General features: G+C 44.2%; 27 protein-coding genes. 20 read left to right on the top strand and 7 right to left on the bottom strand.

What is annotated here, in order from left to right:
- Positions 1 to 14 precede the first annotated feature (14 nt).
- Both pepF and OC538_RS05600 read right to left on the bottom strand, forming a co-directional pair.
- Positions 15 to 1,835 (bottom strand): oligoendopeptidase F, encoded by a 1,821-nt coding sequence (gene pepF, locus OC538_RS05605; protein ID WP_251694079.1) that lies wholly within the window; start codon positions 1,833 to 1,835, stop codon positions 15 to 17.
- A gap of 116 nt (positions 1,836 to 1,951) precedes the next feature.
- Complete coding sequence (locus tag OC538_RS05600; RefSeq protein ID WP_262173609.1) at positions 1,952 to 2,251, bottom strand: hypothetical protein; 300 nt, start codon at positions 2,249 to 2,251, stop codon at positions 1,952 to 1,954.
- 60 nt (positions 2,252 to 2,311) lie between these two features.
- Between OC538_RS05600 and OC538_RS05595 the strand changes: the two genes are divergently transcribed.
- The 3 genes from OC538_RS05595 (at position 2,312) to OC538_RS05585 (ending at position 4,206) form a co-directional block, all read left to right on the top strand.
- Entirely contained in the window at positions 2,312 to 2,728 is a 417-nt protein-coding gene (locus OC538_RS05595; RefSeq protein WP_262173608.1) for an NUDIX hydrolase, read from the top strand.
- Positions 2,728 to 3,522, top strand: coding sequence for a class I SAM-dependent methyltransferase (locus OC538_RS05590; RefSeq protein ID WP_262173607.1), 795 nt, complete (start codon positions 2,728 to 2,730; stop codon positions 3,520 to 3,522). Before OC538_RS05595 ends, OC538_RS05590 begins: the two co-directional genes overlap by 1 nt.
- A gap of 231 nt (positions 3,523 to 3,753) precedes the next feature.
- Positions 3,754 to 4,206 carry an NUDIX hydrolase gene (locus tag OC538_RS05585; protein WP_262173606.1) on the top strand — a complete coding sequence of 151 codons (453 nt, stop codon included), beginning with the start codon at positions 3,754 to 3,756 and terminating at the stop codon, positions 4,204 to 4,206.
- Between the two features lie 154 nt (positions 4,207 to 4,360).
- Here the strand turns inward: OC538_RS05585 and OC538_RS05580 are convergent, their stop codons facing one another.
- Positions 4,361 to 4,804, bottom strand: coding sequence for a hypothetical protein (locus OC538_RS05580; RefSeq protein ID WP_251700671.1), 444 nt, complete (start codon positions 4,802 to 4,804; stop codon positions 4,361 to 4,363).
- Between the two features lie 213 nt (positions 4,805 to 5,017).
- Between OC538_RS05580 and OC538_RS05575 the strand changes: the two genes are divergently transcribed.
- The 6 genes from OC538_RS05575 (at position 5,018) to OC538_RS05550 (ending at position 9,150) form a co-directional block, all read left to right on the top strand.
- Positions 5,018 to 5,497 (top strand): PaaI family thioesterase, encoded by a 480-nt coding sequence (locus tag OC538_RS05575; RefSeq protein ID WP_262173605.1) that lies wholly within the window; start codon positions 5,018 to 5,020, stop codon positions 5,495 to 5,497.
- A gap of 59 nt (positions 5,498 to 5,556) precedes the next feature.
- A complete protein-coding gene (locus tag OC538_RS05570) occupies positions 5,557 to 5,805 on the top strand; it encodes a hypothetical protein (RefSeq protein WP_251694087.1) in 249 nt (82 codons plus the stop codon).
- 2 nt (positions 5,806 to 5,807) lie between these two features.
- A complete protein-coding gene (locus OC538_RS05565; protein WP_262173604.1) occupies positions 5,808 to 6,194 on the top strand; it encodes a DnaJ family domain-containing protein in 387 nt (128 codons plus the stop codon).
- Between the two features lie 80 nt (positions 6,195 to 6,274).
- A complete protein-coding gene (gene nagZ, locus OC538_RS05560; RefSeq protein ID WP_262173603.1) occupies positions 6,275 to 7,435 on the top strand; it encodes a beta-N-acetylhexosaminidase in 1,161 nt (386 codons plus the stop codon).
- Positions 7,436 to 7,506: 71 nt separating this feature from the next.
- Entirely contained in the window at positions 7,507 to 7,812 is a 306-nt protein-coding gene (locus tag OC538_RS05555) for a DUF4870 domain-containing protein (RefSeq protein WP_251700674.1), read from the top strand.
- Positions 7,813 to 7,944: 132 nt separating this feature from the next.
- On the top strand, positions 7,945 to 9,150 hold the full coding sequence (locus OC538_RS05550) for a dicarboxylate/amino acid:cation symporter (protein WP_410055862.1): 1,206 nt from the start codon (positions 7,945 to 7,947) through the stop codon (positions 9,148 to 9,150).
- 41 nt (positions 9,151 to 9,191) lie between these two features.
- Here the strand turns inward: OC538_RS05550 and OC538_RS05545 are convergent, their stop codons facing one another.
- Positions 9,192 to 9,425 carry a YkuS family protein gene (locus tag OC538_RS05545; RefSeq protein WP_262173600.1) on the bottom strand — a complete coding sequence of 78 codons (234 nt, stop codon included), beginning with the start codon at positions 9,423 to 9,425 and terminating at the stop codon, positions 9,192 to 9,194.
- A gap of 112 nt (positions 9,426 to 9,537) precedes the next feature.
- Positions 9,538 to 9,954, bottom strand: coding sequence for a hypothetical protein (locus OC538_RS05540; RefSeq protein ID WP_262173598.1), 417 nt, complete (start codon positions 9,952 to 9,954; stop codon positions 9,538 to 9,540).
- 190 nt (positions 9,955 to 10,144) lie between these two features.
- Here OC538_RS05540 and OC538_RS05535 point away from each other — a divergent pair, with 190 nt between their 5' ends.
- The 3 genes from OC538_RS05535 to OC538_RS05525 all read left to right on the top strand — a co-directional run bounded on the left by OC538_RS05535 (position 10,145) and on the right by OC538_RS05525 (position 14,348).
- The gene (locus OC538_RS05535) at positions 10,145 to 11,314 is read left to right on the top strand and encodes an MFS transporter (RefSeq protein ID WP_262175166.1); all 1,170 of its coding nucleotides are present in this window, start codon (positions 10,145 to 10,147) and stop codon (positions 11,312 to 11,314) included.
- Between the two features lie 211 nt (positions 11,315 to 11,525).
- Positions 11,526 to 12,689: an MFS transporter gene (locus tag OC538_RS05530; protein WP_262173595.1), complete on the top strand. Its 1,164-nt coding sequence runs from the start codon at positions 11,526 to 11,528 to the stop codon at positions 12,687 to 12,689.
- A 75-nt stretch (positions 12,690 to 12,764) separates the two neighbouring features.
- Positions 12,765 to 14,348, top strand: a complete 1,584-nt coding sequence (locus tag OC538_RS05525) for a BCCT family transporter (RefSeq protein WP_410055861.1) — start codon at positions 12,765 to 12,767, stop codon at positions 14,346 to 14,348.
- 57 nt (positions 14,349 to 14,405) lie between these two features.
- Here OC538_RS05525 and OC538_RS05520 read toward each other — a convergent pair whose 3' ends face one another.
- Positions 14,406 to 14,831, bottom strand: coding sequence for a dual specificity protein phosphatase family protein (locus OC538_RS05520; RefSeq protein WP_262173592.1), 426 nt, complete (start codon positions 14,829 to 14,831; stop codon positions 14,406 to 14,408).
- 105 nt (positions 14,832 to 14,936) lie between these two features.
- Between OC538_RS05520 and OC538_RS05515 the strand changes: the two genes are divergently transcribed.
- Together OC538_RS05515 and OC538_RS05510 are read left to right on the top strand one after the other, a co-directional pair.
- Entirely contained in the window at positions 14,937 to 15,611 is a 675-nt protein-coding gene (locus OC538_RS05515) for an SOS response-associated peptidase (RefSeq protein WP_262173590.1), read from the top strand.
- Between the two features lie 68 nt (positions 15,612 to 15,679).
- On the top strand, positions 15,680 to 16,258 hold the full coding sequence (locus OC538_RS05510) for a hypothetical protein (RefSeq protein ID WP_262173588.1): 579 nt from the start codon (positions 15,680 to 15,682) through the stop codon (positions 16,256 to 16,258).
- 18 nt (positions 16,259 to 16,276) lie between these two features.
- On the opposite strand, the gene OC538_RS05505 is transcribed toward OC538_RS05510, so the two are convergent.
- Positions 16,277 to 16,891 (bottom strand): DUF3298 and DUF4163 domain-containing protein, encoded by a 615-nt coding sequence (locus OC538_RS05505; protein ID WP_262173587.1) that lies wholly within the window; start codon positions 16,889 to 16,891, stop codon positions 16,277 to 16,279.
- 170 nt (positions 16,892 to 17,061) lie between these two features.
- On the opposite strand from OC538_RS05505, the gene OC538_RS05500 reads away from it, so the two are divergent.
- From OC538_RS05500 to OC538_RS05475, 6 genes are all read left to right on the top strand, one after another.
- Positions 17,062 to 17,436, top strand: coding sequence for a nucleotide excision repair endonuclease (locus OC538_RS05500; protein ID WP_251694101.1), 375 nt, complete (start codon positions 17,062 to 17,064; stop codon positions 17,434 to 17,436).
- 232 nt (positions 17,437 to 17,668) lie between these two features.
- Positions 17,669 to 18,412, top strand: coding sequence for a metal ABC transporter ATP-binding protein (locus tag OC538_RS05495; protein WP_262173584.1), 744 nt, complete (start codon positions 17,669 to 17,671; stop codon positions 18,410 to 18,412).
- Positions 18,412 to 19,293, top strand: coding sequence for a metal ABC transporter permease (locus tag OC538_RS05490; protein ID WP_262173583.1), 882 nt, complete (start codon positions 18,412 to 18,414; stop codon positions 19,291 to 19,293). Before OC538_RS05495 ends, OC538_RS05490 begins: the two co-directional genes overlap by 1 nt.
- Positions 19,290 to 20,219: a metal ABC transporter solute-binding protein, Zn/Mn family gene (locus OC538_RS05485; RefSeq protein ID WP_262173581.1), complete on the top strand. Its 930-nt coding sequence runs from the start codon at positions 19,290 to 19,292 to the stop codon at positions 20,217 to 20,219. The genes OC538_RS05490 and OC538_RS05485 overlap by 4 nt, the downstream gene beginning before the upstream one ends.
- Before the next feature lie 327 nt (positions 20,220 to 20,546).
- Positions 20,547 to 21,698: an exonuclease SbcCD subunit D gene (locus tag OC538_RS05480; RefSeq protein ID WP_262173580.1), complete on the top strand. Its 1,152-nt coding sequence runs from the start codon at positions 20,547 to 20,549 to the stop codon at positions 21,696 to 21,698.
- On the top strand, positions 21,695 to 24,772 hold the full coding sequence (locus OC538_RS05475; RefSeq protein WP_262173579.1) for an AAA family ATPase: 3,078 nt from the start codon (positions 21,695 to 21,697) through the stop codon (positions 24,770 to 24,772). The genes OC538_RS05480 and OC538_RS05475 overlap by 4 nt, the downstream gene beginning before the upstream one ends.
- Positions 24,773 to 24,995 lie beyond the last annotated feature (223 nt).

The raw sequence follows: 24,995 nt of genomic DNA, 5'->3' as shown, positions 1-24,995 counted from the left end.
CAGCTCATCCAAAATCAGTTCACTTGTGCAGCTTCAATCTCTTCAGTCAATTCAACAAGCTGATCAACCAATTCACCGATATACGCAATCGTATCAAGTAAAGGCTGTTCCGTCGTAATATCGACTCCCGCCATTTTGGAGAGCTCGGCAGGGGACTTCGTGCCACCTGCTTGCAATACTTTCAGCCAATCCTCAACAGCTGGTTGCCCTTCTTCCAAAATACGTTTCGAAACTTGAGTGGAAATCGTTAAGCCGGCACTGTATGTGTATGGATACAAGCCCATGTAATAATGCGGTTGGCGCATCCATGTCAATTCCGCGCCTTCGTTGATTTTCACGTCGTCTCCCCAGAATCCTTCAAGGACACCGCGCTTAAGGCTATTCAATACATTTGCATTCACACTGCCGCCTGCATCGATGCGCTCATACACTTTACGCTGGTATGCTGCTTCCAATAAGTGAGTGACGAAGTTATGGTAGTATGTCCGCGCCACGATGGAAGAAATGACCCAACGTTTGAATTTCGGATCATCCGAATTGGAAAGCAAGTGATTCGCCATCAACATTTCATTCATCGTCGAAGGTGCCTCAATGAAGTACATGGATGGACGTGAATTGAAAATGTTCTGGTGCTGGTGGGCGTTATAGAAATGTCCCGCGTGCCCTAGTTCATGCGCTAAAACGAAAACATCTTCCATGCTGCCTGTCCAGGAAATCAAAATATAAGGATGGACGCCATAAGGACTCGAACAGAATGCGCCTGTCGATTTACCCGCGTTTTGTGCAAAATCAGTCCAGCGCTCTTTATAGGACCGATCGATCATATTCATATAATCGTCACCCATGATGGCCAGCGCATCATTGATATATTTCTTGGATTCTTCAATCGTGATTTTCGGCTCATAGTTCGGATCCAATGAAATTTTCAAATCTGAGAAAGTCATCTCGTCAAGGCCGTGAACCTTCTGAAGAAGCTTTGCGTATTTGCGCATATGCGGCGCAAGATGTTTCATGATCAAATCGATTTGGCGGTCGTACATGGAGCGGTCTACTTCCTGGGTGAAGAGGAGGTATTCGAACACATCTTTATAGCCTCTAAGATCTGAAGTCGTTTTCTCCTTCTGCAAATGCATGTCGTATGTCTTTGCAGTCGTATGCTGATACTCTCTCAATTTTGCATGGAAAGCATCATAGGCAGCTCGTCTCTTTTTTGTATCAGTTTCGGACTCCCATCCGCCTTCGAATGTCGTATAGCTTAAGGGATAGTTTTCGCCGTCGACTTCAAAATCATTGAAATTCATGTCAACTAATTTTGTCGTATTGTACAATCCGTATGGGGCGTTCAGTACAGAAGAGAATGCCGCCAATGTCTTTTCCACTTCAGGATGAAGCTTATGCGGCTTTTGACGAATCAGTTCTTCAAGATAGTTTTTATACTCCTCGGATTGGTTCATCGCGTTTTCCAATAACTCACCCGACACTTCTGAAAGTTCACTTGTGAAGAATGATAGCTGGCTCCCGAGTTTGGATGCGATCGAGCCATATTTGCTAGCGCGCATTTGCGCTTCATCATTCGTTTGGTCCACACTATGCGCTAGGCTTGTGTATGTTCCGATCGGCACCATTTTGCCCATGAGGGAAGCATATCCATCTAAAGCTTCGATGATGGTTTTCTCATCATTGATGTTTCCCTTAAAGCGCTCTTCGAAGGATACGACTTCACTTTCGAGCTGTTCAATCGCTGCATTATAGTCCTCTTCAGTTTTAAATAGGTCTTCCAAGTTCCATGTTTCTTCAGTGTTCACTGCTGAACGTGGCGGTAAATTTTTTACCATTCTCATCTCTCCCTTTACCAACATACTTATTACGGACGTCGAACTAATTAATAGTATATAGCAAACTTATAGAAAAGTAAAAATGAATAGTCATTTCTGCACTCTATGATATTTCTTCACTTTCTCGCAAGTCGTTCGATCTCATCGGCGACTACGAAAGCAAGGTCTTCATTGCTGAAAAGTTGAAGGACATCGAGCATCGTTTCATTGTCTATATGAAGGTCGTCAAATCCGTCATCGTCTTCAATTACTTCTTGTAATGCCGTGTTTGCTACTTGTTCGGGATACGCTCTTTTGTAGAGCAGTTGAGGATCCAATTCATTGTTTGCGCACCATTGCACGAACAGGCGAATCATCAGCGTTTCATCCTCCCTGTATTTCTGTATGATTTGTTCATCGATATTTCTGAATTCCATTTCCATCCCTCCGGTGATAAGTTATGATTCTAAGTATATATGAAATGGGGGATTTCAATCATGAAACGAGTCGATGTTGTTTATTCAGCCATCCTAAAAGAGGGAAAAGTGCTTATGGTGAAGAATAGGAAATATGATAACTGGACCTTGCCAGGCGGTGGCGTTGAAAAAGGGGAGACGTTGGAACAGGCAGCGCAGCGTGAAGCTTGGGAGGAAACGGGCCTTACGGTCAGAATAGGGAGTTTGCTGACGGTAAACGAGGCATTCAGGCAGAAGGAAAATAACCATGTTTTGTTTTTCACGTTTATGGCGGAAGTGGTGGAAGGGGAAGTGGAAATCCAAGATAAAGGCGGCATTTTAGAAGCCAGATGGAAAGATCTTTCATTCGCAAATGGAGCAATGCCGTACTATGAAGGCGGTATTGAGAAGCTGCTGGAAACGTCAATAGCGTATACATTCCAAGGAGTGCAGGCTTGATGAATCAACAGCAAATGAGCGGGAGAAATAAAGTAGGCTGGAACCAAAACGCTTATGAAGCATGGTTGACACGACATGGCTCACCTAATGACTACGCAAACGAATTAATGGCAGATCCGTCTAGAAAGGTCAGTTATTATTTGGACGAAATTGGAGAAGTGAAAGGAAAAAGAGTCCTTAATTTACTTGGTTCAAAAGGAAATAAAGCCGTTTGTTTTGCGCTTCTTGGAGCCGACGTCACAGTAGTCGACCTATCTTCCGAAAATAAACGTTATGCAATGGAATTAGCAGAAGCGGCAGGTGTTTCGATTACTTATATTGTCAAAGATGTGCTTGAATTGACCGAAGAAGAAATTACACTATTCGATATCGTCATTCTTGAAATGGGGGTACTTCATTACTTCGTTGATTTACATCCTTTATTTCAAAAGGTATCCACGCTTATGAAAGAGAGAGCTATATTTATTGTAAGAGATTATCATCCAATTGTTTCAAAAACGTTACGTATCATAGATGGAGAAGTGATACTGGATGGTAACTACTTTAGTGATAAGCATTTGGAAGTTGAGGTGGCCTATTCAACTTTACTTCCCAAACAAAGCCGACAAAAAATGGAGAAAAACATAATTCGGCAATGGATGCTATCCGAAGTCGTCAATGCCCTTATTAATTCCGATTTGAAGATAAGAAAAATGAAAGAGGATAAGGGAGTTCACTGGGCATTTCCTGTAGGTTCACCGGAAGGGATTGCTGATAAAATTCCGGGGACTTTTACAATTTGTGCATCTTTATAAAATGATGTTTCTAAAAATAGAATTATGAACTAGTGGCACTAATTGTTGATTGAAGTGGAAGGCGGCGACTCCTGGGGGATTAGCGGGACAGGTGAGACCCTGGACGAAGCGAAGCGAAGGAAGCGGCTCACCGCCCGCCCCCTGGAAAGCGTCCGCCTGTAGCGGAAATCAACATAGAGAAATTCATTGCGCGCTTTCCAGTAAGTTTAATGATAAAAAGGGGAATTTATAGTGGGATATATAGAGGAATTGAGAGAAGTTGTCGGAAACCGGCCTTTACTGCTGACTGGCGCAGGAGTAGGGGTGTTCAATGAAAAAGGTGAGATCCTTCTGCAAAGAAATTTGGATGGACGTTGGGGAATTCCAGGGGGATTCCTGGAACTTGGGGAATCTGCTGAAGAAGCGGCTCGGAGGGAAGTTCTCGAGGAGACGGGCATCCAGATCGGAAAGATGGATCTTGTAACCGTAGTATCCGGCGCACAAACTCATACCGTTTTAAACAATGGCCACGAATATTATTCGGTGACAATCGTTTATGCAACGGACGATATTCGTGGCGGTGAACTGCTAGCTGACGGCGTTGAGACATCAGAAGTAGGCTTCTTTAATTTGCAGGAACTACCTGTTAACTTGAACCCGATGATACGGACGATGATACTGCAATATGCAGCTGCGCATAAATAAGCAATTAAATAGTTTTATGCGTAAATACGTGAGTTTATAAGCTTTTGTGGAGACTTATGCGCATATAGTTGCAGTTATAAGTTTCTCCTAGCGTTTATGCGTCTTTCCACAGTTTTATGCGTGAATTCGCATGCTCGGTGCATATATAGTAGCTTCAGGATTTATTGCTAACGAAGAAACGGACGATCCAATCGACATCAAGTGGCCCATCTACGATTTCATAATAGAGCAGCGAGTTTTGGATGATCAGATTTTCAGCAACGACAATTGTAATGTTATTTCCTTCTGAATCTCTTAAGCTGATGGTAAGTTCATCGATATTGTCATCCGGGTCAATTTCTTCCGGTTTTAATTTCTTAACATGATAGTTTTCCAGGAATTGAAGTAATTCATCGACCTTATGTTCATCATCGATGCTCCACGTTTCTGCGGGAGAGCCGTGCATCATCGGCTTTGTGAAGGTTAGCATAGCGAATTCGGTATCAACTGTATCAATGAATTCAGTGAAACTTTTTTCCTTGAAATCATTGATGGTTTCAATCATTGTATACATCCCACCGATAATGAGTGCGATGAGCAAGAAGGCCCGCATTTTCATGTTCAATTCCTCCAGTCTCCGTTTGTATAGTATACGCAGTGGTTGCTTATATGGAATAGTACTCATGCTATGATTTTTTGGGAAGAATAATTAATGGCGAAGCGAGATAAATGAAATACTTTTTGAAGGCCGAGAAATGCTACTGAAAGAGATACTTGATGATTACTGTTATACTAGTATTCAAATAATAAAGAATATACGGGGGGTAGTGAAATGGAAAAGATTGAAAATGCAATCCAAGACTTTTATGCAGATGACTTCGCCTGGTGCTTCGGATGCGGACGGCTGAACGAGGAAGGATATCACTTCCGAACTGGCTGGGATGGTGAGAAAACGGTTACATACTATGAACCTTTGGAAAAGCATATGGCGATTCCGGGATTTGTATATGGTGGATTAATCGCTTCGTTCGTTGATTGCCATGGAACGGGATCATGCGCACTTGCTTTGTATCGGAAGAACGGCCATGAACCTGGAGATGATGCGGAAGTTCCCCGATTCGTAACCGCCTCGTTGAATGTGAACTATTTGAAGCCTACTCCACAAGGAAAATTACTGAAGGCTGTCGGCAAGGTCGAAGAGATTCATCCAAAGAAATGGAAAGTGAATGTGGAAGTATTTGCAGATGACGTTCTTTGTGCAACCGGGGAAGTTGTCGGAGTGGTCATGCCAGCATCATTCACAGGAAATTAAACCAAGTTAATGAATACATCAGAAGTTCTGTAGTAATAAAGGAAAGGGGAGTTGGAAAGATGCTATACGTAATGGGAATTGTAGCGATTGTTATGTGTGTGCCGATAACCGCCATCTTGACGGACTATAAACGGAAGACGATGAAATTCAAGGCGGAAATGGTAAGGGAAGAAATCGAACTGGAGAAGCTGAAACAACAGAATTTCATCATCGAAACCGAAAAGATGAAGCTTGAGTTGGAGCAGATGAAGCTTGACTATACATCCGGCAAAAATGAGCTACTAAAAATCGACGAAAGAGTGGGATAAGAATGTCCGATAATTCGATGCCTCCATACAATGACCTGATCGGCGATATGTTAAAAAAGCGTGAAAGTGAAGATGGCATGGAGAATTTGAAGGGCTTCGGAAAACCATTGCCGAGTGAGTATTTTTCGGGCGACACGTTCCAGCATTTTCAGCGGATTGCAAAAGACGCAGGCTATAAACCGCATTGGTTGAAATTGCAGCACGAAATCAGTGGCATGATCGGTGTGATCTCAACACTTTCATCGAACGGAGAACAGGACAATCTACAAAAGCGTGTGGATGAAGTGAATGAAAAAATTGCTGAACATAATAGACATTGTCCCCCACCGATGTTAAAGGGCCGCATCTCACTCGATTCCCTGGATAGAGCAAAAGAAATTTGGAGTTGAATTGGAAGAACCCTGCCTCTCGCTATATAGGATTGTTAGTTATTTGCATCCTTTTACTTTTGGCAGGGTGTAGTCCGGCAATGGAGGAATCAGGAAATGAAACCCCTTCATTCAGCGAAAGGGCGCAAGTGACCGAGATGCCGGAAATCACGATTGCCAAGGTGGATTTATTGATGAAAGATATGACGCTGGAAGAAAAGATCGGCCAATTGCTCATCGTCGGGATGAAAGAGAAAACATTTGGCGATGAGTTGGACCATCTAATTCGTCAATATCATGTTGGGGGAATCATTTTACTAGGCAAGAATATTTCGCATCCTGCGGGGATACTGAAGTTATTGAATGAAAGCAAGAGGGCGAATTCGGGTTATGAGATTCCGTTGTTCATTTCGGTCGATGAAGAAGGGGGGCGCGTGTCCCGCCTGCCCTCGAGCATGAGAAAATTGCCTGCGGCGGAATACTTCGGACGTATCGATGATGAAACGCTTGCCTATCAAACTGGTGTATATCTCGCGGATCTGTTGCACGGTTTTGGCTACAATATGAACTATGCTCCTGTTTTGGATGTCCATAGCAACCCGAAAAACCCTGTCATCGGGGACCGATCATTCTCATCCGATCCTTATGAAGTCGCAGATTTAGGCCAGGCTGTGATGAAAGGCATGACGGATAATGGCATCATTTCGGTTGTTAAACATTTCCCGGGGCACGGGGACACGCATGTGGATTCCCATTTATCGTTGCCAGTCATAAAAAAGACGCTCGATGAACTGCGTGAAAATGAGCTGATCCCTTTTCAGCGGGCGATTGAAGAACAGGCTGATGCGATCATGGTAGCCCATATCATGTTCCCTGAACTTGATGATAACCATCCTTCTTCTTTGTCCAAAAAGATCATAACGGATCTATTACGCGAGGAAATGCAGTTTGAAGGTGTCGTCATTACGGACGACTTGACGATGGGGGCAATTGTCAATGACTATACAGTGCCGGAAGCAGCTTTGCAGTCCTTCAGTGCTGGCAGTGATCTGCTGTTGATAGCCGGTGATTATGAAAACCAGGTCGGTACAATCAATGCATTGATGGCCGCCGTGAAAGCAGGGACGATTTCCGAGGAACGAATTGATGCAAGCGTCAGGCGGATATTAAGGTTGAAGGAACGCTATAAACTGAAAGATGATCCAATAGAAGAGATTGATTTAAATTTGATTGAAAAGAAATTCTTTGAATTAATGAAATGAAATTGAAACTTCCTCCTTGCTTATCCGTATATATATATACTAGTACAGTAGAAAACAAGGAGGTAGACGATATGGAAAACACAGGATTGAAAGTGCTCGTTCACGCTAGCGCGTTTTTCGCCCCATTCCTTGTTCCGTTCATAATTTATTTGGTTGTGGATGATCCAGAAGTGAAGAGAATATCCATTCAGGCGCTCTTGTTCCAATTAGTGATGGGCGCATTGATTTTCATATCTGCAATTTTAATCATTTTCTTAATCGGCATTCCGATGATCATCGTTTTCGGTCTGATGACAATCATCGTACCAATCTTAGGGATTGTGAAATCATTGCAAGGTGAGACTTATAATTATCCAATTGTCGGCAGATGGATCTGACAGCCCCCCCTTTTCGCGAAAGCGGTCTGGGGGTTTTTTATTGTCCAGTTTCATTCATGTTACGCACTTGTTTTGTATATGTTGGTAGTAGCAAAGATTCGTACAAATTTAAGAAAGGGGAGAGGCATGAAGATCAAATTCAATCTCGTGACGCAAATTTTTATCGCCTTCGTGTTAGCCATTATTTTGGGCAGTTTGTTCGGAAGTTCCATCAATTTTCTTAAGCCGTTCGGGGATTTATTTTTACGGTTAATTAAATTCATCATCGCTCCGCTCATTCTATCTACCTTGGTCGTCGGTGTTGCAGGTACGTCAGATCCGAAGCAGCTAGGGAGAATGGGTGTCAAGACAGTCGCCTATTATTTAGCGACTACCGCAATCGCCATTATTATTGGGCTTACCGTTGCATTCATGATTTCGCCGGGAAAAGGATTATCAATTTCATCCGATGGATTGGTCGCTCCGGAATCGGCGACGCAAGAACCGCAAAGTACAATTACGACTATATTGAATATCATACCGGAAAATCCGTTCACTGCTTTGGCGACGGGCGGCATTTTACAAATCATCTTCTTTGCATTGTTCGTCGGGCTAGCCATAACATTGGTCGGAGAAAAGGCGCGTCCCGTCTATACGTTCTTTGAAGGGTTTGCCGAAATTATGTACAAAATTACCGGGATTGTCATGAAATTCGCTCCTATCGGCATTTTAGGCCTACTTGCTCCGGTCATCGGTCATTATGGGCTTTCCGTCCTTTTGCCGCTCGTCAAAGTGATTCTGGCAGTTTACATTGCCTGTATCCTTCACGCGGTCGTCGTTTATTCGATGGCGGTCAAGTCATTCGCCGGAATGAGTCCGAAAAGGTTTTTTAAAGGGATATCCCCTGCAGCACTAGTCGCTTTCAGTACTTGCAGCAGTTCGGGGACGCTTCCTGTAACGATTAAAAATACGAATGAAAATCTGGGCGTTCCGAATAGGATATCGAGCTTTGTCCTTCCGCTCGGAGCAACGGTAAATATGGATGGCACGGCCATTTATCAGGGGGTTGCCGTCATTTTCATCGCACAATTTTACAACCTGGAATTGTCATTCCTCCAGTTGCTGACGGTTGTCCTCATTACCATTCTGGCATCAATCGGGACAGCTGGAGTTCCAGGAGCGGGCATGATCATGCTTGCGATGGTGCTGACATCCGTAAATATGCCGCTTGAAGGAATCGCATTGATTGCCGGTATCGACAGGGTGCTCGATATGATGAGAACATCGGTGAATGTCGTCGGGGATGCTTCCGCGGCGGTTGTTGTTGCCGGCACGGAGAAGGTATTGGATAGCGAATGAAAATAAGAAGACCGGAATCCTAAATTGGATTCCGGTCCTTTTTAACGTTCCAAGCGCTGTTCAACTTCATTCACAACATCTTGAACGGACATTCCGTGAATGCTGACGACTGGAAAATCAAATTGATCGACGTTCACATCGCTGACCGCACGTACAACGCCGATGTCATAGCCGTTCAGATTTTCGTCGCTTTCAAACATTTTCACCTCATGCCCTTTTTCCTCCAATGCCACTTTCACATCGTCAAATGGGTTTTCAACTGCAATTTTCGCCATTTGAATCACCTCCGATTTAGTAAAGTGTTTCCGTTCTTTGTTTTCCCGGAATCAACACTACTAAACACGCAGTTCTTAGCACAAGGGCTCCAATAACTGCTTAGAGCTCATATCATTCCCGCGTTGCTTCATTCACATCGCCTTTTTCGTCTCTGAGCTTTCTAAAGCCGGTAAATGCATCGATTATTACTGTTGCAATTGATGCAAGTCCAATAATCATGACAATTAAACGGACCTGTGGAATGATGTCTTCGGGCGACCTCTGGAACACTCCAGCGAGGACGTCAGCCAGATAAGGCAAGATGAGCGATGGATTGAGAAGAAGGACAATGATAACGATTGTCCAAGCGGCGTTAATGATAAGATTGCCGTATGCCAGCCTCGTTGTCCATTTGGGAGATAAGGATTTGTAGGAGGAGAAAACGATCTCCATAGTGAGCAACAGAAGGGTTACCGGAAACAAAGTCATTACGGACATATTGCCAAAGCCAGCCATTTCAACTTCAATCCTTTCGAATGCTAGTACCATGTAATCTACCCGGAAATCCCGTGATTTAATACGGGAGGCGGATGAAAAAAATGACTTTTTCGGATTCTTAACATTCACTCTTTAGATTGCTGTATACTGGAGTTATTGTTTAAATTTATAAAAAAGCGTGGGGATTTCGTTGACAGCTCATAACCAGACACAAAATCCAGCCAACCCGGTCTACCCGATCATGTTTGCCATCGGTGCTTGCCATTTGCTGAATGATACGCTTCAAGCGGTCATACCGGCGATGTTCCCGGTGTTGGAAAAGGAAAGAGGATTAAGTTTTACACAGCTCGGATACATATTTTTCGCTTTAAATATGGTCGCATCCGTACTGCAGCCGGTCGTAGGCTATTTCAGTGACAGAAAACCGATGCCGTATGCGCTTCCTATCGGAATGACTTTCTCCTTGATCGGAATGGCAGGATTGGCAATCGCGCCAAGCTATTGGCTCATTCTCCTGTCCGTCATCATACTGGGGCTTGGATCAGCGGTATTCCATCCGGAAGGATCCCGTGTGTCCTTCTTGGCAGCCGGGTCGAAACGGGGCCTGTCCCAATCAATTTATCAAGTCGGGGGAAATACAGGACAAGCATTGGCACCGCTGATCAGCGCTTTTGTCTTAGTGCCGCTTGGTCAAAAGGGAGCAGCTATTTTCATTGCAGTGGCGGCTCTCGGGATTTTCATCTTGACCAAAATTTCCGCTTGGTATAAACAGACATTAGAATTGGAGAAAAGTAACAACCGGAAAAAGGTGATCCTTTCTTCAATAGGCGATTTGACAAAAAAGCAAATCGGGTTTGCTCTCGCTTTATTGTTGACAATTATATTTGCTAGATCATTCTACGTCACGAATGTTACAAGCTTTTATATCTTTTACTTAATGAATGACTATGGATTGAAAATTGAGCAAGGCCAGCTATACATATTCCTATTCATGGCGCTTGGTGCTGCGGGCACATTTTTCGGCGGACCGATGGCTGATCGGATCGGAAGGAAAAATGTCATCGTGTTGTCATTGTTAGTTCCATTGCCGCTCTGCGTTCTCCTGCCGCATGTTCCGATTTGGGCAGTAGGGCTACTGTTGGTGTTAATCGGATTCTTCATTATGCTTAGCTTCACTGTCACTGTCATTTATGCGCAGGAGCTTGTCCCGAGTAAAATTGGGACTATGGCCGGTTTGACTGTCGGCTTGGCGTTTGGGATGGGAGCGATTGGGGCGGTTGTTATCGGAAGGATGATGGATACAATCGGCATCTTCCCTACGATGGTCATTGCCTCCTTCCTGCCATTCATCGGCTTAGTCGGATTGGCTCTGCCAAAGGATCAAAAAATCATGGCGCCTTCTGCAGAGTGATAAATACTTCCCTTATCGATGAAATAGGGAGGAGTCGCTTGCTTGGAAAGGTGCTTACGCTTAAGGCTGCCATTCATTTGGCAGCCTTTTTGATCCCTTTACAAGAGATTCGAATGGGCGTATATTGAGGAGCAAAGTTTGAAAGGCTTATCAAATGAGGAGAAGATCCTCATGAAAGTACTGAAAAAATATAAAAAAGGAGACTGTTTTCATGAATTATAAAGAACCGATTTGGACAAAGCCGTTCATTAGTCTATTCTTAACGAATTTGTCCGTTTTCATCGTGTTTTATGGTTTGGTATCGACATTGCCGCTTTACGCAAAAGATGCTTTAAGCCGGACGGACGAAGAAGCAGGTTTGTTGATGACGATCTTCTTAGTTTCCGCCATCATTGTCCGTCCATTTAGTGGTAAGTTGCTAGATATTGTAGGGAAGCGGAAAATGTTGTTGATTAGCTTGTTCTTCTATCTTATTTGCACCATACTTTACTATTTCATTACTCCATTCGGAGGATTGCTTGCATTGCGTTTCTTCCAAGGTATCTGGTTTAGCATTGTTACGACAGCAGCAGGTTCACTTGCCGCGGATATCGTTCCGAAAACGAGACGTGGAGCGGGGCTTGGCTATTTCGTCATGTCGACAAATTTGGCTGTCGTCATCGGGCCGTTCATCGCTCTATTCATCATCCAGTCATATTCCTACGATGCATTATTCATTTTGATGAGTGTCCTAATGACCACTGGAGCGCTCGTGGCACTCCTTATTCCGGAGTTGGAAACAGGCCACAATGAGAATAAGTCGAAAGGGTTTACATTGAACGATTTATTTGAGAAGAAAGCAATGCCGATTGCGATATTGGCAAGTTTAATCGCATTTTCGTATGCGAGTGTCCTTTCCTATTTATCGATATACGCTCAAGAGAAAGGCTTATTGCCGCAAGCCAGTTTCTTCTTTGTCGTCTTTGCGGCGGTCATGCTCATTACCCGTCCATTTACAGGAAGGATTTTTGATGAGAAAGGGCCGGCATACATTTTGATCCCCGGTTTCCTACTATTTTTCTTCGGTCTGTTCATACTCTCTTTCATGAGCTCCCCAGGATTATTTCTTATAGCAGGAGCTTTTGTCGGGCTTGGCTATGGAGCATTGGTACCGAGCATGCAGACGCTTGCGATTCAATCGACAACACATCAAAGGAGCGGATATGCGACCGCGACGTTTTTTACGTTATTCGATTCCGGGCTAGCTGTTGGATCATATGTTTTAGGGATTGTCGCAGTTCAGATGGGCTATCGCAATGTGTATTTGCTATCAAGTATTCTCGTGATTGCAGTGCTTGCATTATATATATTGGTTAACCGGAAACGGCAACGCTGAAGGCGAATTGGACTGGATTTTGAAGTTGCACGTTATCTTCCTTCAGTTTAGGGTATAGACTCAGTAACTATGTTTATGGGAGTCGATTTTGCTTTGGATAGGAAGTTTTGGAAGAACCCGGTGTTTTCCATATCGGCTGTCGTCATTTTCGTACTAGTTGTTCTTGGTGCAGTCATACCGAAACCGTTTGAGACGGTTGCAGGACAATTATACGGATTCACGACGGCAAAGTTTGGTTGGTTTTATTTATTGACCGTTTTCATGATCATCGCTTTTTTAATTGGATTGGCAATCAGTAAGTTTGGTGCAATCCGTTTAGGAGGGGATGATGAAAGGCCTGAATATCCGTTTTTCACTTGGATCGGGATGCTTTTTTCAGCCGGCTTTGGAGTAGGACTTGTCTTTTGGGGAGTGGCGGAACCGATGAGTCATTATTTTGCTTCGCCTCTGAATGGCGTCGAGCCGCAATCCGAAAATGCCGCCAGAATTGCAATGGGCTATTCGTTTTTTCATTGGGGGATTTCGCAATGGGGAATTTTTGGCATTGTGGGGCTTGTCATCGCCTTTCTGCAGTTCCGGAAAAAGAAGGATGGCCTTATTTCGACTGCATTGGAGCCCTTGGTCGGTTCCAACCGGTATTTGAAGACGGGAATTGACTCATTTGCCGTTATTGCAACCGTTATGGGAATAGCGACATCGCTCGGGATGGGTGTGTTACAGATGAGCGGTGGATTAGAATATGTCTTCCAAACAAAAAATACATATTGGGTGCAGTTGCTCATTATTTTCGTTGTTTTTGTTGCCTATATGATTTCTGCTTCTTCCGGTTTGGGTAAAGGGATTGCATATTTGGGCAACTTTAATTTAGCGATGGCGATCGCGATGCTTGTCTTTTTCTTCTTCGTCGGTCCGAAAGTATTCATCCTGGAGAGCTTCACATTGGCGATTGGAGACTACATAAATAATTTCATTCGATATAGTTTGAGGCTGCAGCCTTATCAAGGCGGGACTTGGGTGAAGGAGTGGACGATCTTTTATTGGGCATGGACAATTGCTTGGTCTCCGTTCGTCGGTGCTTTCGTTGCCCGTGTTTCTAAAGGCCGTACGATCCGTGAGTTCATTGCGGGAGTGATGATCATGCCGCCCGTGTTCGCCTGCATGTGGATTGCCACATTGGGCGGGACGGCATTGTACAGCGATTTGAACAACGGGACGCGGATTGCTGAAGCGGTAGATGCAGATGTCACTTCAGCCATCTTCGAAACTCTAAAACACTTGCCATTTACAGGAGTCATGTCTTTACTATCAGTCGTTCTTATTTTCACGTTTTTAATTACATCTGCCGATTCCGCAACATATATTTTGGCAAGTATGACGACGAGAGGAAGCTTGTTTCCTCCGCTAGTAGTCAAAATGATTTGGGGTTTCCTCATGTCTGCGATTGCAGCAGTTTTGCTCTATGCAGGCGGCTTGGAGGCTTTGCAATCAGCGTCTCTCGTTTCTGCCCTTCCATTTACGCTCTTTCTCATTTTGCTCATGTTGTCCTTAGGGAAGTTGTTGGGGAAAGAACCGATTACGGTCAGGCCAACTGACATTCGTCAATTTGAAAAGATTGAACAGGAAGTGAAAAAGAAGGCAAGAAGAAGGAAGCGGGATTAATCTTCTGTCTAGTAACATCAAAAGTGGAGGTGGGGAAAATCCCCGGCCTCCACTTTTTCACTTTGTATAAATCCGATTCAATGCGGCTTTGAATGCGGGCTTAATATTTGTTTCGGGGCGGATTGCTTGAGTCATCAGCTCTGCCTCCTCAATATTTTCCGCCTTTCCCAACTCAAGTAGAGTGGCTGCCGCCAGTGTACCGCCTCGTCCTCTTCCTGTATTGCAATGGAAATAGACATTTTTTCCATCTTGGTATGCATCCATTACTTTATTCACGGCTTCGCGAATGGAGTTATCTTGTTCATCTGCATCATCCAATAGAGGCTGATGGACGCTTAGGTCGCTCGGCAATGGTCCGTCCACTTTTGCTCGCAAATCATAGATGACATCAATCTTTTCATTAGCCACTAATTCATCAATTGCATCAACACCGCCGAAGAAGATTCGATCTGTCACTAACGCTTTATACGGTTTGTTTGTCATGAGTTTCCCCTTTTCTTTGCATTCTCTTGTATCACTATTAATGATTCTCTCCAAAGATAATGGTACCATTACCTAAATAATCATGAAAGTAAGAGGAGGATTCCTATGTGTGGCCGTTTCACTTTATTTGCCCCGTATTATGAAATTCTTGACCGATTCGATATTGAATCGGCCTTTGCCGAAAGTGACTATATACCGAGCTACAATATCGCCCCTTCTCAAAATGTAGTCGCCGTCATCAATGATGGGCAGAAGAACCGTCTGGGGCATCTTCGTTGGGGACTCATTCCTCCATGGGCAAAAGATGAGAAGATCGGTTATAAAATGATCAATGCCCGGGCTGAAACGGTAGCCGAAAAACCAAGCTTCCGAAAAGCTTTCCAAAAACAGCGTTGCATTCTTCCGGCGGATTCATTTTATGAATGGCAAAGGAAAGACGGAGAGAAGATTCCAATGCGCATCAGGCTTAAGAATGATGAGTTGTTCGCCATAGCTGGGCTGTGGGAATCATGGAAATCTCCTGACGGTAAGGTCATCCATACATGCACCGCGATTACGACCGCGCCGAATGAATTGATGAAACCGATCCATGACAGGATGCCGGTCATTTTGAAGAGGGAGGACGAGGCGGCTTGGCTTGATCCGAGAAATGATGATGTGGATTTCCTGGGGAATATGTTACGTTCGTTCGATGAGAAGCAGATGGATGCTTATAGTGTCTCATCTGCTGTGAATTCACCGAAGAATAATGAAGCAAATCTTATTGTTCCAGTTTGTTGATTGAAATTTGAAACGAATATCTCCTAATTAACGTCTACTTGTTAATGAGGGAGAGGGGTTGGAATCGTTTGAGATGTAAGAATATACTTCCTGTCGGCCTAATGTTGTTGGTTTTATTATGGTGGAAACCATTGGATGTTTCTGCTTGCTCATGCATCATGCCGCCATCGCCGGAAGAAGCATTAGATAAGGCGGATGCAGTATTCAGTGGCGAAGTGGTGGAAATTGTCGAGAATAAGAAGTTCTTTGGGGGCGCTTATGGCAGAACAGTCCATCTCAAAGTGGATAAAACCTGGAAGGGAATAAAAGAATCCGAGACGTCCATTACTACTGGATATGATGGCGGGGATTGTGGATACTCCTTTGAAAAGGGGCAGAAATATCTTGTGTATGCATCGGCAAGTAACATGTATGTACCGGGCACTTTATCCACGACGATTTGTCATAGGACGACTGAACTTTCCAACGCGGCAGAAGACTTGAACGAACTAGGAGAAGGTCAGGAAGTTAGCAATGATGGCAGTCAAGAGGAAACTTTAGATGAAGGCATCATTCGATGGTGGGTGTTCGGACTTTTCGTTCTTGGTTTACTTGCTATTTTTCTTGGTTTCCGATATAAGAATAAACGAAAAAAAGCGCGCGGCTAACGTTCACTGCGCGTTTTGTTATGTGAATGCCATCATCCGGTCGAGCGGTCCTTGAGGTAGAATGATATCCGCAATATCTAAAATGGGAATCGGGAAGTATGGGAACCCCCATGCATATGGTGTAATTTCGTATAACTGGAAATAAATGATTAGTGAAGTGTCGGCAATATAGAAATCCTGATCAGGTCGAATTATTGTAAATGGGGGGTCCAATAACTGGATGTCCCATTTAGTAATGTCTATTCGGATTATGTCAGATAACTTCTTTACATAATCGCTTCCCGGTTGGAATAGGTCCTTGAGTGCATATTGTTTGCCGGTTTTCGTATCAAACGTAAGCGACTTGATGATTGTATGCCCATGAGCGCCACCAGTGAAAGAGTAAACAATTAAGTTTAAGCTGAGAATCCCACGCTGATTGTTCTTTATTTCGAAATTGGCCAGCAGTTCGACGAGCACAGGATTGTAAAACTGTTGATCGACAAGGACTTCATTGAGGGTGCGGATGATGGCGCTGTTTATTTTCCGTTGAATGAGTGCATCTTTCATTTGTGTCACAACAGGGTAATAGACATTGATTTTGGGCGAGGAATGAGGAAGTTTCTTCGTCAATATGGAAACCGGAAAATCCAACTCGGCAACGTCCTTTCTTTTCCGTAAGTCCTCTAGTATATGAGAAGAGGAATGACAAATGACTTCTTTGAAAAAATACATCGGTTCATGAACATACTGCATAACATTTAGCATTTCGTTCAAAATTATGGTAGGATTTAGATTCACAAAAGAAGAGGACGTGAAAATGAATGATCTCAATTACAATTCCGAAGCCGGATGTCACCATTCAGCAGCGCCAGCAAGAAATGAAAGCAGAGGAAGCGCCGATCAAACCGATCAACGGCTTTATCGATCTGCATGAAATCCCGCGCGATAAAGGGGGACTTATCCTTTTTTACAATAAAAGTGATGAACTACTATTCGCGGGGAAAGCAAGAAAGCTTCGTCAGCGCGTAAAAAAACATCTTGAAGACAATGTGTCACCTGTGAAAAATCACCGAGATGAAATAAACAAAATCTCCGTCATCGTTATCGAAGATCCGATGGAACGGGAAATCTATGAAACGTATATCATCAATACATTGCGCGCAAAATATAATGTAGATAAAGTATTTTTCGAATAACTGAAAGCAGCCGATCACCCGATGTAAAAATGGGCGATCGGCTTTTTTTATATGGATGAATAATTCTGCTTTACAATGTGAAATGAATCGATTATTATAGAGAAGCAAAGTTTCCTTAGGGAAACATTTGGATGATTTATTTTTTTGAGCTTAAAGTTGCCTTCGGGAAACTTCCTGCGACATACAGACATACAGTAGTAACTAAATTGAATTCAGAAAGAGAGATGCTAAAATGACCTATCAAGTAGAGGTGAAAGATTTATCGGTTTCTTATGATGGGGAAAATGTATTGAAAAATATTAATTTCAACGTTGACGGCGGTAAGCTGATCGGCATCATCGGGCCGAATGGGGCTGGCAAATCCACTTTGATGAAAGCAGTTTTGGATTTGATTCATCGAGATCATGGAGAGGTGTTAATAGACGGCAAACCGATGAAAGATGTCCGAAAAAAAGTCGCATATGTCCCTCAACGGGCTGCAATCGATTGGGATTTCCCGATAACAGTTCAGAAGACTGTTCAGTTAGGGACCTATCCACAAGTCGGCATCTTCCGACGTCCTGGAAGGTCCGAAAAGCAGTGGGCACTGGAATGCCTGCAAAAGGTCGGAATGGATCAGTTTGCAAAGCGGCAGATCGGCGAGTTGTCGGGTGGGCAGCAACAACGTGTGTTTTTAGCACGGGCACTTGCACAGAAAGCGAATATATTCTTCTTGGATGAACCGTTCGTCGGCATTGATGTCACGAGTGAGGCACTCATCATCGGCATACTGAAGGAGCTGAGAGATGCTGGGAACTCGGTATTTGTCGTTCATCATGATTTAACGAAAGTGGAAGATTATTTCGATGAACTTCTATTACTGAATAAAGAGTTGGTTACATCTGGTCCGGTGGCACGGGTCATGCAGCCAGAATCATTGAAAACCGCATACCAGTCACAATATGGATTATGGGATACATTGGGGGTCACTATATAATGGACTTCATTTCCGACATCCAAAATTATGTATTTTTGCAGAAGGCATTGTTTACTTCAATTATGGTTGGCATCATATGTGGAGTGATAGGCTGCTTCATCATTCTGAGAGGCATGGCGTTGATGGGAGATGCCATTTCTCACGCGGTTCTGCCTGGCATTGCGGTCTCCTATATGCTTGGCATCAATTATCTTTACGGGGCAGTCTTCACTGGGCTATTGACTTCCGTAGGCATCGGTTTCATTTCACAAAACAGCCGGGTGAAAAATGATTCGTCAATCGGTATCGTTTTCAGCTCTTTTTTCGCACTTGGCATCATCTTGATTGCCAAAGCGAAATCAACCATAGATCTGACAAGCATTTTGTTCGGGAATGTGTTGTCCGTTAGATCCTCAGATATGTGGATGACTTTGGTCATTGGAACGATCGTTTTGCTCGTCGTCATTCTGTTCTATAAGGAACTGCTCGTCAGCACGTTCGATCCGACATTTGCGGCTTCCTACGGATTGCCGAATCGGCTGATCCATTATGTCCTGATGATTCTTCTGACATTGGTGACAGTGGCCTCTCTGCAGACGGTCGGTGTCATTCTCGTTGTGGCGATGCTCATCACTCCCGCTTCGACAGCTTATTTATTGACGAACCGATTGTCTGTGATGATTGTACTTTCTGCGGCGTTCGGCGCGTTTTCAGCAATTGTCGGACTTTATTTCAGTTTTGAGCATAATTTATCATCCGGTGCGGTCATTGTTCTCGTTACAACTGTCTTGTTCCTGATCGCTTTTGTATTCTCACCTAAACAAGGCATCTTTTGGCGTTCCGTTAGGATTCGAAAAAATAGAAATGGAGTAACTACTAGAAAGAAGGAGTCTTTTGAATGAAACGTAAACTTTTGACACTTAGCATTGTGTCCATAATGGCACTGCTTCTCAGCGCTTGCGGCGGGAAAAAAGAGGGGGCGGAGGAGGATAAAATCCAAATCGTAGCTACATTTTCCATATTAACCGATATCGTAAATGAAGTGGGAGGCGACCGGGTCGCCGTGCATAGCATGGTTCCGATAGGCACTGACCCGCATGAGTACGAACCGTTGCCCGAAGATATCAAAAAAGCGGCTGATGCGGATGCGATCTTTTACAACGGCCTGAACTTGGAAGGCGGAAAAACTGGTTGGTTTTCCAAACTGATCGCCTCCGTCGGAAAAGATGAGAATGATGTATATGAATTGATGGCAGGTGTGGAACCGAAATATATTACGACCGCTGACGGAAAAGACGAGGAGATTAATCCTCATGCTTTTCTTGATCCGATCGTAGGCATTCAAATGGTCGAAAACGCGCGCGACGCCCTATCAGAAATCGACCCTGTCCATAAAGACTCCTATGAGAAGAATGCGGACGCATTGCTGAAGGAATTGCATGAGATCGATGAGTTGTATAAGACGAAAATCAGCGAGATTCCTGAACAGCACCGCATCCTTGTCACTAGTGAGCGTGCCTACCAATATATGACGGATCGCTATGGGTTGCAGGAAGCGTTCCTCTGGGATATCGACACGGAGGAAATCGGTACGCCGCGTCAAATCAAGAATTTAGTCGATTTTATCAAGGAGCATGATGTGCCAGCCTTATTTGTTGAAACGAATGTCGATAGACGTCCGATGGAAACCGTGTCGAAGGAGACAGGCGTTGACATCGCTTCAGAACTTTATTCGGATGAGCTCGGTAAACCGGGGACGGACGGCGGGTCATATGTTAAGTTTTTACGATACAATATTGAAAAGATCCATGGCGGATTAGTGCGGTAAATCATGCGTTTGACGGGACATCCTTTCGAAGGGTGTTCCGTTTTTCGTTTGAATTTAATTCCGGCGGGACTTACTGTAAAATGAATGGTAGATTGCATGATCGTGCAATCCTTGAAATGCGCAATTGGAGACTTTTATGCGTCGATTTTGGAATTTATACGTTTCTGACGACGTTTATGCGCAGTTACAGGGAATTATGCGTATTTACGAGCTTTTATGAGCCGTTTCAGAGATTTATGCGTATTTACGAGCTTTTATGTGTCGTTTCAGAGATTTATACGTTTTAAATAGCAAGTAAAATATAGATTATGCAGGGGGTTGAGAGTATTGAAGTTTTTTCATACTGCCGATTGGCATCTTGGCAAGCTGGTGCAAGGCGTGTATATGACGGATGGGCAGCGGCATGTCCTACGGCAATTCGTCGATGCCGTGCGTGAGGAGAAGCCTGATGCGGTCATCATTGCCGGTGATTTGTATGATCGTGCGGTTCCGCCGCCGGAAGCGGTCGCTTTATTGGATGAAGTACTTTGGGAAATTGTCATGGAGCTGAAAACCCCGGTCATTGCGGTGGCGGGGAACCATGATAGCCCAGGACGTCTGCAATTCGGCAGCAGATTAATGCAATCGAACGGCTTTCATATCGTGGGACAAATGTCTGCGCAACCGGAGCCGGTCGTTCTGACGGATTCTTTCGGTGAGGTCCATTTCCATCTCGTACCGTATTGCGATCCGTCGATTGTGAAGCATTTATACGAAGATGGCGACGTCGTCGACCATCATACAGCGATGGAGAAAGTGGTAGAACGAATTTGCGGCTCGATGGATCGGAACGCCCGACATGTGTTTGTGGGACATGCCTTTGTCACTCCTTTCGGCGAGGAAGAGGAGAATACGAGCGATTCGGAGCGTCCGCTCGCAATTGGCGGAGCGGAATATGTTGCTGCCCATCTGTTTACACAATTCGATTACACGGCGCTCGGCCATTTGCATCAGGCCCATTATGTCTCAGATGAAAAAATCCGTTATGCAGGTTCCCCGATGAAATATTCGATTTCGGAAGAACGGCATGCAAAAGGGTTTTTCATCGTGGACATGGACGACGAAGGTAATGTGGAAGTGGAAAAGAGAGCACTGACTCCATTGCATGATATGCGTACAGTAGAGGGGACGATGGATGATATTCTTGCACATCCACCTAGCAGTGACTATGTATTTGTGAAGCTGCAAGACGAGACGCCTGTATTATTCCCGATGGAAAAAGTGAAGTCCGTCTATCCGAATGCCATGCATATTGAAAGGAAATTGGTGAGGACAGCGGCTACAATTGAACATCAATCGGCAGCCGCCACGGAGAAACCGGATGATATGAAACTGTTCAGGTTCTTTTATTCACAGATGAGTGATATGGAACCTGATGCTGAAACGGAGAGGATTTTTGCTGAAGTTCTGCAGGAAGTCAAAGGAGGCGTTGAAAGATGAAGCCGATCCAATTGACGATGACTGCTTTCGGGCCTTACAAAGGGACGGAAACGATCGATTTCCGCCAGCTTGAAGACCATCGGCTATTCGTTGTATCCGGGGCGACAGGTGCTGGGAAGACAACGATTTTCGATGGAATCTGTTTTGCTTTATATGGACAGGCGAGTGGAGAGGACAGAACGGAATTCCGCTCGATGAGAAGCGATTTTGCAGATGATGCTGTTCAGACAGCCGTGGAATTGATTTTTGAAATAAATGGCCGTGCGTTCCGGATTATGAGGCAGATCCCCTATACAAAAAGTGGAAATAAAAGCGAGACGACTGCAAGAAGTGAGTTCTTTGAACTGGTGGACGGCGGAGAAGTGCCATTTGTCGATCGGCAAATCGTCTCGGAGATCAATCGGAAAGTCGAGGAGCTTGTTGGCTTTACACAAGCCCAATTCAGCCAGATCGTCATGCTCCCACAAGGTGAATTCCGGAAGTTCCTTACATCTGATACTGAAAATAAAGAAACGATCATGAGGAAAATCTTCAAAACGGAGGATTACAGAGAAATCGTAAATCGCTTGAAGATGAAAAGAGACAATGCAAATCAACAGTTGATGGATGAAAAAAGGAAAATGGATGGATTTATCCAACAAATTACGAGCATCATTCCACCGAGGGAGTCACTTATCTTTGAAGTTTTATCTCAGGAGTATGCAAACGCTTCGCAAGTGATGGGTGGGCTCGAAAAGGAAATTTCCCATTATGGCATGAAGCGTGCCGAGGATGAAGCAAAGTATACAGCTGCCTATCAACAGCATGCTGAAATGTTGGAGGCGTATCACGCAGCTAAAAAGTGCAATGAGCAATTCGAGCAGCTAAATCAACGTAAAATCGCCCTTGAAAAATTACAGGAGGAAATCTCTTCTGTGGATGTGAAGGAAAAGCGGATTGCTGACGCCGAGCGGGCATCCATCATCCATGAAATCGAAAGCCAATTCCGAGTGTTGGAAGAAGAAGCAAAGTCGAAGGAAAAGGAGCACCAAAATGCAATCGCTGCACTTCAAAATGCGAAGAAATGGCTGGAAGAGAATCAGCATGCCTATAAGGAAGAGGAGGGGAAAGAACAAGAAAGAGGAGCAGTTGCGGAACGACTCATCAGGCTGCGTGATCACCTCCCTGCCGTAACGGATTTGGCAGCCAAGGAAGCAAGTGTACGGAATTTGAAAATGAAGATTGGAAAATTGGAAGGCGAATTCGCAGCGACTTCTGACAGGGTGGAAACAGAAAAAAGAAAAGTGGTCGAACTGAACATACAAATCGAAAAATCGGAACAAACGATCACCAATTACGACGAGCTGCTTGAAGAGTTGAACACAATCAGATTGCATTACAAGACCGTCCGTGATTTTGAAAATCTGAAGAAAGAATACACAATCTGGACAGAAAAGAGAGAGAGTGCATCCGCCAAATTCATTCAAACGAAAAATGAATTTGAGGCTATGCAAAATGCTTGGTTGAATAATCAAGCCGCATTTTTGGCGCAGACGTTACAGGAAGGGGAGGCTTGCCCTGTCTGTGGAAGCGCCCATCACCCGGCGAAAATTACCGGTCATGATGCCGAAACTGTTTCCCGCGATGCACTTGATTTAAAAAGGTCGAATTTGGCGGACGTTGAAAGTGCATTTCGATCAGTTGAGGCGAAATGTGAAAGTGTATTTGCCCTACTTGCAGAAAAAGAACAAGAAATGAAAGAGCTTCAAATCATTGACGGACTCGAAGCATTAGTTGCAAAAGGGCAGGAAACAGCTGAGAAAGTGGAGCGATTAAAAACTGTACGGACTGAACTCGTTTCACTTAAAGAGCAGCAAAAGAAAGCGGACAAGGAAACAACTGATTGGATTGCCCGCAAGACGGAGATCGAACAGGCATTGTTTGAACAAAAAACGTTATATGCGCAGGAATCTGCATTACTGAAACGGGAGATATCTTCAATTCCGGAAGGGCTTCGGGATCTAACTCGTCTTCAAGCGGAAATCAAGGATATGGAAACACAGAAACGACAAATGGATGAAGCATGGCAACGCGCAAGAAAAGACTTGGAAGGTGCAAAGGAACAGCTGGCCACTTCTGTCAATTCAGAGTACCATTTGAAAAGATCTGTAGATGAAAGCGTTGGAAAAAGAGATCTGGCGGCAGATAGATTCCACAAGGCTTTACAAGAATCGGAATTCAGTACGGAAGAAGAGTACCGGCAAGCGAAGATGGCGGAGGGTGACAGGCTCCTTCTGAAGGAATACGTCATGCAGTTCAAACAGCGCCTTCATGCAGTGAAGGAGGCGATTGTTGAGTTGGAAGCCAGCCTTGCTGGAAAAGAGCAGACGAATCTGGACGGTTTACTGGAGACAATTCAATCGTTGAAGTCAGCATATGAAAAAGCATTCACGGAGTGGAATAATTCCATTGAATGTGAAAAGGCATTGCTCCGAATGAAGTTGGATATTGAAAAGGCAGCAAAAAACGTGGAAGATCTGGAAAGGCAAGTCGGTAAAATTACGGACTTATACGATGTCATCCGTGGTCAGAATGATCATAAGCTTTCATTTGAACGTTTCATTCAAATCGATTATTTGGAGCGTATCATACAGTCTGCAAATGAAAGGCTGCGTAATTTATCCAACGGGCAATATGAATTGATCCGCAGCGATCGGCAGGAAGTCCGTGGAAAGCAAAGCGGATTAGGGCTGGATGTATATGATGCCTACACCGGACAAAATAGGGATGTGAAGACATTGTCAGGCGGGGAGAAATTCAATGCTTCACTCAGCTTAGCGCTCGGCATGGCGGATGTCATTCAGAGTTATCAAGGTTCTGTGTCAATTGAAACGATGTTCATCGATGAAGGGTTCGGTACATTGGATGAGGAAGCATTGCAAAAAGCGGTTGACACACTGATCGATTTACAGAAGTCGGGAAGAATGATCGGTGTCATCTCACACGTGGAAGAGTTGAAAACTGCCTTCCCGGCCATACTTGAAGTACAGAAGTCCAGAGAAGGACATAGCGTCACTCGATTTATATTGAAATAAAAGAAGGCAGGGGGGGAACCTTAACTGGTTCGGTTGATGGGGAGAAAACAATAAAAAACACAGCATTTGGGGACACAATTCGCATATGAATTGGTGTCCCCGTTTTTGTTGTTATATCAACGTTTAGATGATTTATATAGACGAACTGGAACCGCAATTAGCACGGGGATTAACAAGAGCACATAAATTTATGTGCCTTTGCTAATTCACTTGTTAAAACACT

Origin of the sequence: Saccharococcus sp. Marseille-Q5394 (assembly GCF_946901335.1) — a bacterium.
Classification (GTDB): Bacteria; Bacillota; Bacilli; order Bacillales_A; family Planococcaceae; genus Sporosarcina; species Sporosarcina luteola_C.
This window is presented reverse-complemented; position numbering and strand designations above follow the sequence as displayed.

Coding starts and splice junctions, on each gene's coding strand:
- OC538_RS05600 (WP_262173609.1), bottom strand. CDS start 2,251: ATGGAATTCAGAAATATCGATGAACAAATCATACAGAAATACAGGGAG.
- OC538_RS05595 (WP_262173608.1), top strand. CDS start 2,312: ATGAAACGAGTCGATGTTGTTTATTCAGCCATCCTAAAAGAGGGAAAA.
- OC538_RS05520 (WP_262173592.1), bottom strand. CDS start 14,831: ATGACAAACAAACCGTATAAAGCGTTAGTGACAGATCGAATCTTCTTC.
- OC538_RS05555 (WP_251700674.1), top strand. CDS start 7,507: ATGGAAAACACAGGATTGAAAGTGCTCGTTCACGCTAGCGCGTTTTTC.
- OC538_RS05540 (WP_262173598.1), bottom strand. CDS start 9,954: ATGGTACTAGCATTCGAAAGGATTGAAGTTGAAATGGCTGGCTTTGGC.
- OC538_RS05490 (WP_262173583.1), top strand. CDS start 18,412: ATGGACTTCATTTCCGACATCCAAAATTATGTATTTTTGCAGAAGGCA.
- OC538_RS05525 (WP_410055861.1), top strand. CDS start 12,765: ATGGGAGTCGATTTTGCTTTGGATAGGAAGTTTTGGAAGAACCCGGTG.
- OC538_RS05500 (WP_251694101.1), top strand. CDS start 17,062: ATGATCTCAATTACAATTCCGAAGCCGGATGTCACCATTCAGCAGCGC.
- OC538_RS05570 (WP_251694087.1), top strand. CDS start 5,557: ATGCTATACGTAATGGGAATTGTAGCGATTGTTATGTGTGTGCCGATA.
- OC538_RS05590 (WP_262173607.1), top strand. CDS start 2,728: ATGAATCAACAGCAAATGAGCGGGAGAAATAAAGTAGGCTGGAACCAA.
- OC538_RS05565 (WP_262173604.1), top strand. CDS start 5,808: ATGTCCGATAATTCGATGCCTCCATACAATGACCTGATCGGCGATATG.
- OC538_RS05535 (WP_262175166.1), top strand. CDS start 10,145: ATGTTTGCCATCGGTGCTTGCCATTTGCTGAATGATACGCTTCAAGCG.
- OC538_RS05495 (WP_262173584.1), top strand. CDS start 17,669: ATGACCTATCAAGTAGAGGTGAAAGATTTATCGGTTTCTTATGATGGG.
- OC538_RS05545 (WP_262173600.1), bottom strand. CDS start 9,425: ATGGCGAAAATTGCAGTTGAAAACCCATTTGACGATGTGAAAGTGGCA.
- OC538_RS05515 (WP_262173590.1), top strand. CDS start 14,937: ATGTGTGGCCGTTTCACTTTATTTGCCCCGTATTATGAAATTCTTGAC.
- pepF (WP_251694079.1), bottom strand. CDS start 1,835: ATGGTAAAAAATTTACCGCCACGTTCAGCAGTGAACACTGAAGAAACA.
- nagZ (WP_262173603.1), top strand. CDS start 6,275: ATGGAGGAATCAGGAAATGAAACCCCTTCATTCAGCGAAAGGGCGCAA.
- OC538_RS05575 (WP_262173605.1), top strand. CDS start 5,018: ATGGAAAAGATTGAAAATGCAATCCAAGACTTTTATGCAGATGACTTC.
- OC538_RS05530 (WP_262173595.1), top strand. CDS start 11,526: ATGAATTATAAAGAACCGATTTGGACAAAGCCGTTCATTAGTCTATTC.
- OC538_RS05475 (WP_262173579.1), top strand. CDS start 21,695: ATGAAGCCGATCCAATTGACGATGACTGCTTTCGGGCCTTACAAAGGG.
- OC538_RS05580 (WP_251700671.1), bottom strand. CDS start 4,804: ATGAAAATGCGGGCCTTCTTGCTCATCGCACTCATTATCGGTGGGATG.
- OC538_RS05485 (WP_262173581.1), top strand. CDS start 19,290: ATGAAACGTAAACTTTTGACACTTAGCATTGTGTCCATAATGGCACTG.